A 5,054-nucleotide genomic window follows, 5' to 3' on the forward strand; every position below is an offset into this window, starting at 1 on the left:
CCGCGCTCGCCCAAGGGCAGATGAGGATCGATCAAGGACCATTCGTCATCGGTGAGCTCTCCGCGCGCCATGACCCCGGCCTACCAGGACGGCAAAGCACCGCGCAGGCAAATCCCGCTGATCTCAACCTCGTACAGGCCCTAGCAGGAGCTCCGTGCACATTTCGGCAGGATTGACATGCCCGCGCCGTGTCTAACTACACGGCATTGGGACTAGTCGTCCAGGCCGCGGGCGCTGAGGGCCTCGCCTAGGGCGTCCGCGTGCCGCAGGGCGCTGACCACCAGCGGGACGGCGAACGCGCGCATGCTCCACGAGACGCCGCGGGCCCGCTGCGCCTCCCGCACCCTGGTGGCGAGCTCCGAGACGACGGGGACACTGCGCACGGTCAGCGACAGCAGCAGCGAGACGCGGAACGGGTCGATCCCGATGACGCGCAGCGGGCCGAAGCAGCGCTCCAGGAAGGTCATCATGTCCGCGAACCTGGTGGTGAGCGTCACCAGCCCCGCCAGGGCCACGGCGAGGACGATCCGCAACGTGGAGGAGACCGCCCCGTAGAGGTCCACCAGCACGAACTGCATCACGAACAGCACCACCGCGAACCAGCGCACCGGCTTGATCTGCGCCCACGCCGCGGCGGGGCCCACCCCCGAGACGGCGTACAGCAGCACGACCAGCGCCGTGAACGCGCCCAGCGCCACGGGCGCGCCGAGCAGGAGCAGCGTCGTGCACAGCAGGGCCAGGCCGAGCAGCTTCGCGCCCGCGGGGAGCCGGTGCAGGAGCGAGTCGCCCGGTACGTAGAACCCGATCACGACATGAGCTTCCGGTAGTGGTCGACCGCCGCTTGCGGCGTCGAGTCGGCGACGACGCGGCCCTGGTCGAGCACGATGACGCGGTCGAAGGAGTCGAGCAGGCCGAGGTCGTGGGAGACGACGACGACCTGCTGGGGCAGGACGCGCAGCAGGTCGGCGACCAGGCGGGAGTGGCGCAGGTCGAGCAGCGTGGTCGGCTCATCCATGATCAGGATCTGTGGTTCGAGCACCAGGACCGCGCACAGGGCCAGCAACTGCTTCTGCCCGCCGGACAGCTGGTGGGCGGGGTGGTCGGCGTGGTCGGCCAGGCCATACCTGGTCAGGACCTCGCGCACCCGCTCGTCGACCTCGGCACGGGACAGGCCCTTGCGGCGCAGCGAGAACGCGACGTCCTCGGCGACGGTCGGCATCACGATCTGCGCGTCGGGATCGGTGAACAGGAACCCCACGTCGCGCCTGATACGGGCACCGTGGTGGCGCGTGTCGAGGCCGAGGACCGTGACCTCGCCCGAGGTGGGCAGGGCCAGGCCGTTGATCAGGCGGGCGAGCGTGCTCTTGCCCGAGCCGTTCGCGCCGACGACGCCGATCCTGCGCTCTGGCAGCGCCAGCGTCAGGTCCGACAGCACCTCACGCTCGCCGAGCGTGACGTTGACGCCGGAGAACTCGATCATTCACACCACCTCGAACAGGGCCGCGACGCCCATGCCGCCGCCGACCGCTGCGGTCGCCAGTCCCAGGGTTCCCGAGGGCGCGCCCGAACGCACGAGCCTGGTGAACAGCCTGGTCACCACCACCGCGCCGGTCGCGCCCCACGGGTGGCCGAGGGCGAGCGCGCCGCCTTCGGAGCAGACGCGGTCCATGTCGGCCTCCAACGCGTCGGTCACCGCGAGGACCTGCGCGGCGAACGCCTCCACGATCTCCACCGCGGCGATGTCGTCCATCGTCACTCCGGTACGGCTCAGCACCCGCCGTACGGCGGGCACAGGACCCCAGCCGGGCAGTGAGGGCTCGCAGCCGGTGACCGCGCCCGCCTTCAGCCGCAGCCCCGGCATCCCCGCGCGCAGCCGCTCGGGCACGACGGCGACGGCGGCCGCGCCGTCGCTGATGGGCGAGGAGTTGCCCGCGGTGACCGTGCCGCCGGGGACGAACGCGGCGGGCAGCCGCGCGAGCGTCTCCTCGCGCAGGACGCGGGGCCGCTGGTCGGCGAGCCTGCCGTCGATCTCGACGAGCTCGTGGTCGAAGCGGGCGGCGACGGCCCTGGCGTGGCTGCGGCGGGCGTAGTCGTCCTGGCGCTCCCTCGACACCCCGCGCGCGGCGGCGAGGGCCTCCGCAGCGGGCCCCATGTCGGGATCGGGGTGGCCCACGGGCGCGAAGGGCGCCCTCTGGTACGGCTCGGCGGCGCCGCGCATGGTCCGCAGCGGCGCGGTCGACGCGCTCTCCGCGCCACCGGCGACGACCAGGTCCGCCTCCCCCGCGCGGACGGCCTGCCCCGCCAGGAGGATCGCGGCCAGGCCGCTGCCGCACTGGCGGTCCACGGTGAGGCCCGGCACCTCGTGCCCCAGGCCGGCCGCAAGCGCCGAGACGCGGGCGAGATTGCCGCCGGGACCCATGCAGTTGCCGAGCACGACGTCGTCGACCGCGAGGTGCGGGACCTCCCGCGCCACCGCCGCGATCACGGGCGCGGCGAGCTGGTCGGCCGTCAACGACTTGTAGGCGTGCCCCGCGGTGCCGATGGGGGTACGGCGGGCGGCCACGACAACGGGCTGTTCGCTCATCTCAGACCAGCCGCCTGATCTCGGGATCGCCACCGGCCAGCCGGGCGGCGACCAGGCCGCGCGCGGGCTTGCCCGTGGGGGTGCGGGGCAGGTCGCCCACGGCGTACCAGCGTCTCGGCCGCTGCGCCGCGTCGAGGCCGCCGCGCGCGACCGCTTCGAGCGCCGCCCGCGAGGGCGGGGCTCCCTCCAGCACCGCGGTCACGACCGAGCCGAGCTGGGGGTGCGGCGAGCCGATGACCACGATGTCCGTGACGCCTGGCACGCCGCGCAACACGGCCTCGACGTCCTCGGGCACCACGGTCGCGCCGCCGGTCTGGATCGCGCCGTCACCACGCCCGCGCAGCCGCAGCGGCTGCCCAGGCTCGTACGGCTCGGCGAGGTCGCCGACGCTCATCCAGCCCTCGCCGTCGGTCTTCAGCGGGCCCTCGGCCCCTGCCATGTAGCCCTCGGCCAGCCACGGCGACCGCGCCCACACCTCGCCCTCGCGGACCTGGATCTCGACCTGGGGAAAGGGGCGCAGTCCCGTGCCGTCGGCGTCGACGGCGACGAACGACATCTCGGTCGCGCCGTAGTACGACACGATCCTGACTCCGGCGCGCGCGGCCGCGTCCCGTGCGTGGGGAGGCAGGGCCGCGCCGCCCATTATCGCGGTGCGCAGCGGGCCGCCGACCTCCTCCAGCACGTCGAGGACGGCGGGCAGCCGGTGCGGCACCACGTGGACGACCGTCGCCCGCCTGAGCTGGACGGTCAGCGAGCCGGGCGACCAGCGTCCGGGGACGACGACCGTCGCGCCGGTCGCCAGGGCGTGGACGGCGGCGAAGCCGTACAGGGAGGAGACCAGCGGGCCCGGCACCAGCACCACGTCGTCGGGGCCGATGTCGGCCAGCTCGCTGAGGTGCGGGAAGGAACCCACCCACGACGCGCGGGTGCGCACCACGGCGCGCGGCCTGCCGGTGCTGCCCGAGGTCAGGCACGCCCACGCCAGGTCGTCGTCGGCGGGCACCGCCGACGCCCCTGCGGTCCCCGCGGTCGGGAGAGGCGCGTCGACGTGCGGGTCGACGGGGACCGTGGCCGGGAGGGGCGCGTCGAGGTGCAGGTCGACGGGGACCGTGGCCGCCACCCTCGCACGCTGGTCCTTCTCGCAGAGCAGGGGTGTGGCGCCCGCCAGGTCGGCGGCGAGCACGGCGACGAGCTGGTCGACGGGGTCGGTCAGGGTGATCGCGACCAGCCCCTTGCCTGGAAGGGGCCGGGCGATCACTTCCCGCCAGAGTTCGGCGTAGGTGAGGGAACCTTCGGGGCCGCACAGCGCCGGCTGGTGAGGGCGTTCGAGGGCATGGCGCTGGACCTGCGCGGCGACGGGCATGCTCGGTTCAACCGGCCTTGATCCGCTCGCGGTGGACGGCGGGGATCGCGTCGGGGTAGGCCCGCTGCGTGCCGCGCGTCACGATCGACGCGAGAATCGCCTTGGCCACGTCGCCGGGCAGGAAGAACATGCTGGCCAGCGCTACCTTGCTCAGCGGCAGCCCGGTAATGGCGGCCTGGACGGGGATGCCGAACAGGTAGATCACGCCGACGCCGCCCGCGAGGCACGCGACGAGCAGCCGGAAGATGCCGGGCGACTTGCCGCCGCGCTCGACGATCCACCCGGTGAGGGCCGCCCCTGGAATCCACCCGAGAAGGAAGCCCACCGAGGGGCTGGTGAACACGCCGAGCCCGCCGCGCCCGCCCGCCAGCAGCGGCAGACCGGCGGCCACCAACAGGATCAGCACCGCGACCGCGAGCGCGCCGCGCCACGAACCGAGGATCGCGCCGGCCAGCATCACGCCGAACGTCTGCAGCGTGATGGGGACGGCGTTGCCGAAGACGTTGAGCGCGCCCGGCAGGCCGAGGGCGGCGATCAGCGCGGCGAACACGCTGATTCTGGCGAGGTCCCCGGTCGGGAACCTGCGGCGGCTGGGGGATTCATTCATCATGCGTCTGATCCCACACCAGGACGTCTGGGTTCAAGCATGGAGAGATCCCACAACATTCTTGGCGTTCGTCTGAGCTACACGGACGTGACAACGGTACCTGGCCCATTGACATGTATGGTCTCCTCCGGCGTGGGTAGAGGTGGGCCCCGTCTTATGGAGGTGCCGCCGTGATGTCCGAGCCCAACGGAGTCGTCGAGTACCTCAGGGAGCACGTCGGCAGGGAGGCGGACTCCCAGGCGCACCGGGCCGCGCGCGGGATCCGTCACTGGGCCGACGAGCTGGCGTCGACGACGGGCGGCGGTGAGCCGGACTCGCCGGTGGACGTGGCGGTCCAGGAGGTCGCCGAGGTGGGACAGCGGCCGGGAGACCACGTCGGATGTGGTCTCGGGGCGCGGAGTACAGCGGAACTGTGATTCTTGACCTACGGCCCGGCTGGGCCTGCCACGCTCGACGCTGGCACCTGGTATGACCCGCATTCGGAACTGGCGCCCGATATA

Annotated in this window: 6 protein-coding genes; 1 reads left to right on the top strand and 5 read right to left on the bottom strand. The window is 73.0% G+C overall.

Features of this window, described 5'->3' with window-relative positions; genetic code table 11:
- Positions 1 to 212: 212 nt before the first annotated feature.
- From ACZ6R6_RS49095 to ACZ6R6_RS49115, 5 genes are read right to left on the bottom strand one after another with little or no spacing between them, the layout of a single operon-like run.
- A complete protein-coding gene (locus tag ACZ6R6_RS49095) occupies positions 213 to 809 on the bottom strand; it encodes an energy-coupling factor transporter transmembrane component T family protein (protein ID WP_470104411.1) in 597 nt (198 codons plus the stop codon).
- Complete coding sequence (locus tag ACZ6R6_RS49100; RefSeq protein WP_470104413.1) at positions 806 to 1,480, bottom strand: energy-coupling factor ABC transporter ATP-binding protein; 675 nt, start codon at positions 1,478 to 1,480, stop codon at positions 806 to 808. The genes ACZ6R6_RS49095 and ACZ6R6_RS49100 overlap by 4 nt, the downstream gene beginning before the upstream one ends.
- Positions 1,481 to 2,584, bottom strand: coding sequence for a thiolase family protein (locus ACZ6R6_RS49105; protein WP_470104414.1), 1,104 nt, complete (start codon positions 2,582 to 2,584; stop codon positions 1,481 to 1,483). It lies immediately after the preceding gene.
- A 1-nt stretch (position 2,585) separates the two neighbouring features.
- Positions 2,586 to 3,947, bottom strand: a complete 1,362-nt coding sequence (locus ACZ6R6_RS49110) for a class I adenylate-forming enzyme family protein (protein WP_470104416.1) — start codon at positions 3,945 to 3,947, stop codon at positions 2,586 to 2,588.
- 7 nt (positions 3,948 to 3,954) lie between these two features.
- Complete coding sequence (locus ACZ6R6_RS49115; protein ID WP_470104417.1) at positions 3,955 to 4,557, bottom strand: biotin transporter BioY; 603 nt, start codon at positions 4,555 to 4,557, stop codon at positions 3,955 to 3,957.
- Between the two features lie 170 nt (positions 4,558 to 4,727).
- On the opposite strand from ACZ6R6_RS49115, the gene ACZ6R6_RS49120 reads away from it, so the two are divergent.
- Entirely contained in the window at positions 4,728 to 4,970 is a 243-nt protein-coding gene (locus ACZ6R6_RS49120; RefSeq protein ID WP_470104419.1) for a hypothetical protein, read from the top strand.
- Positions 4,971 to 5,054 lie beyond the last annotated feature (84 nt).

Source organism: Streptosporangium sp. NPDC048886 (assembly GCF_055586905.1).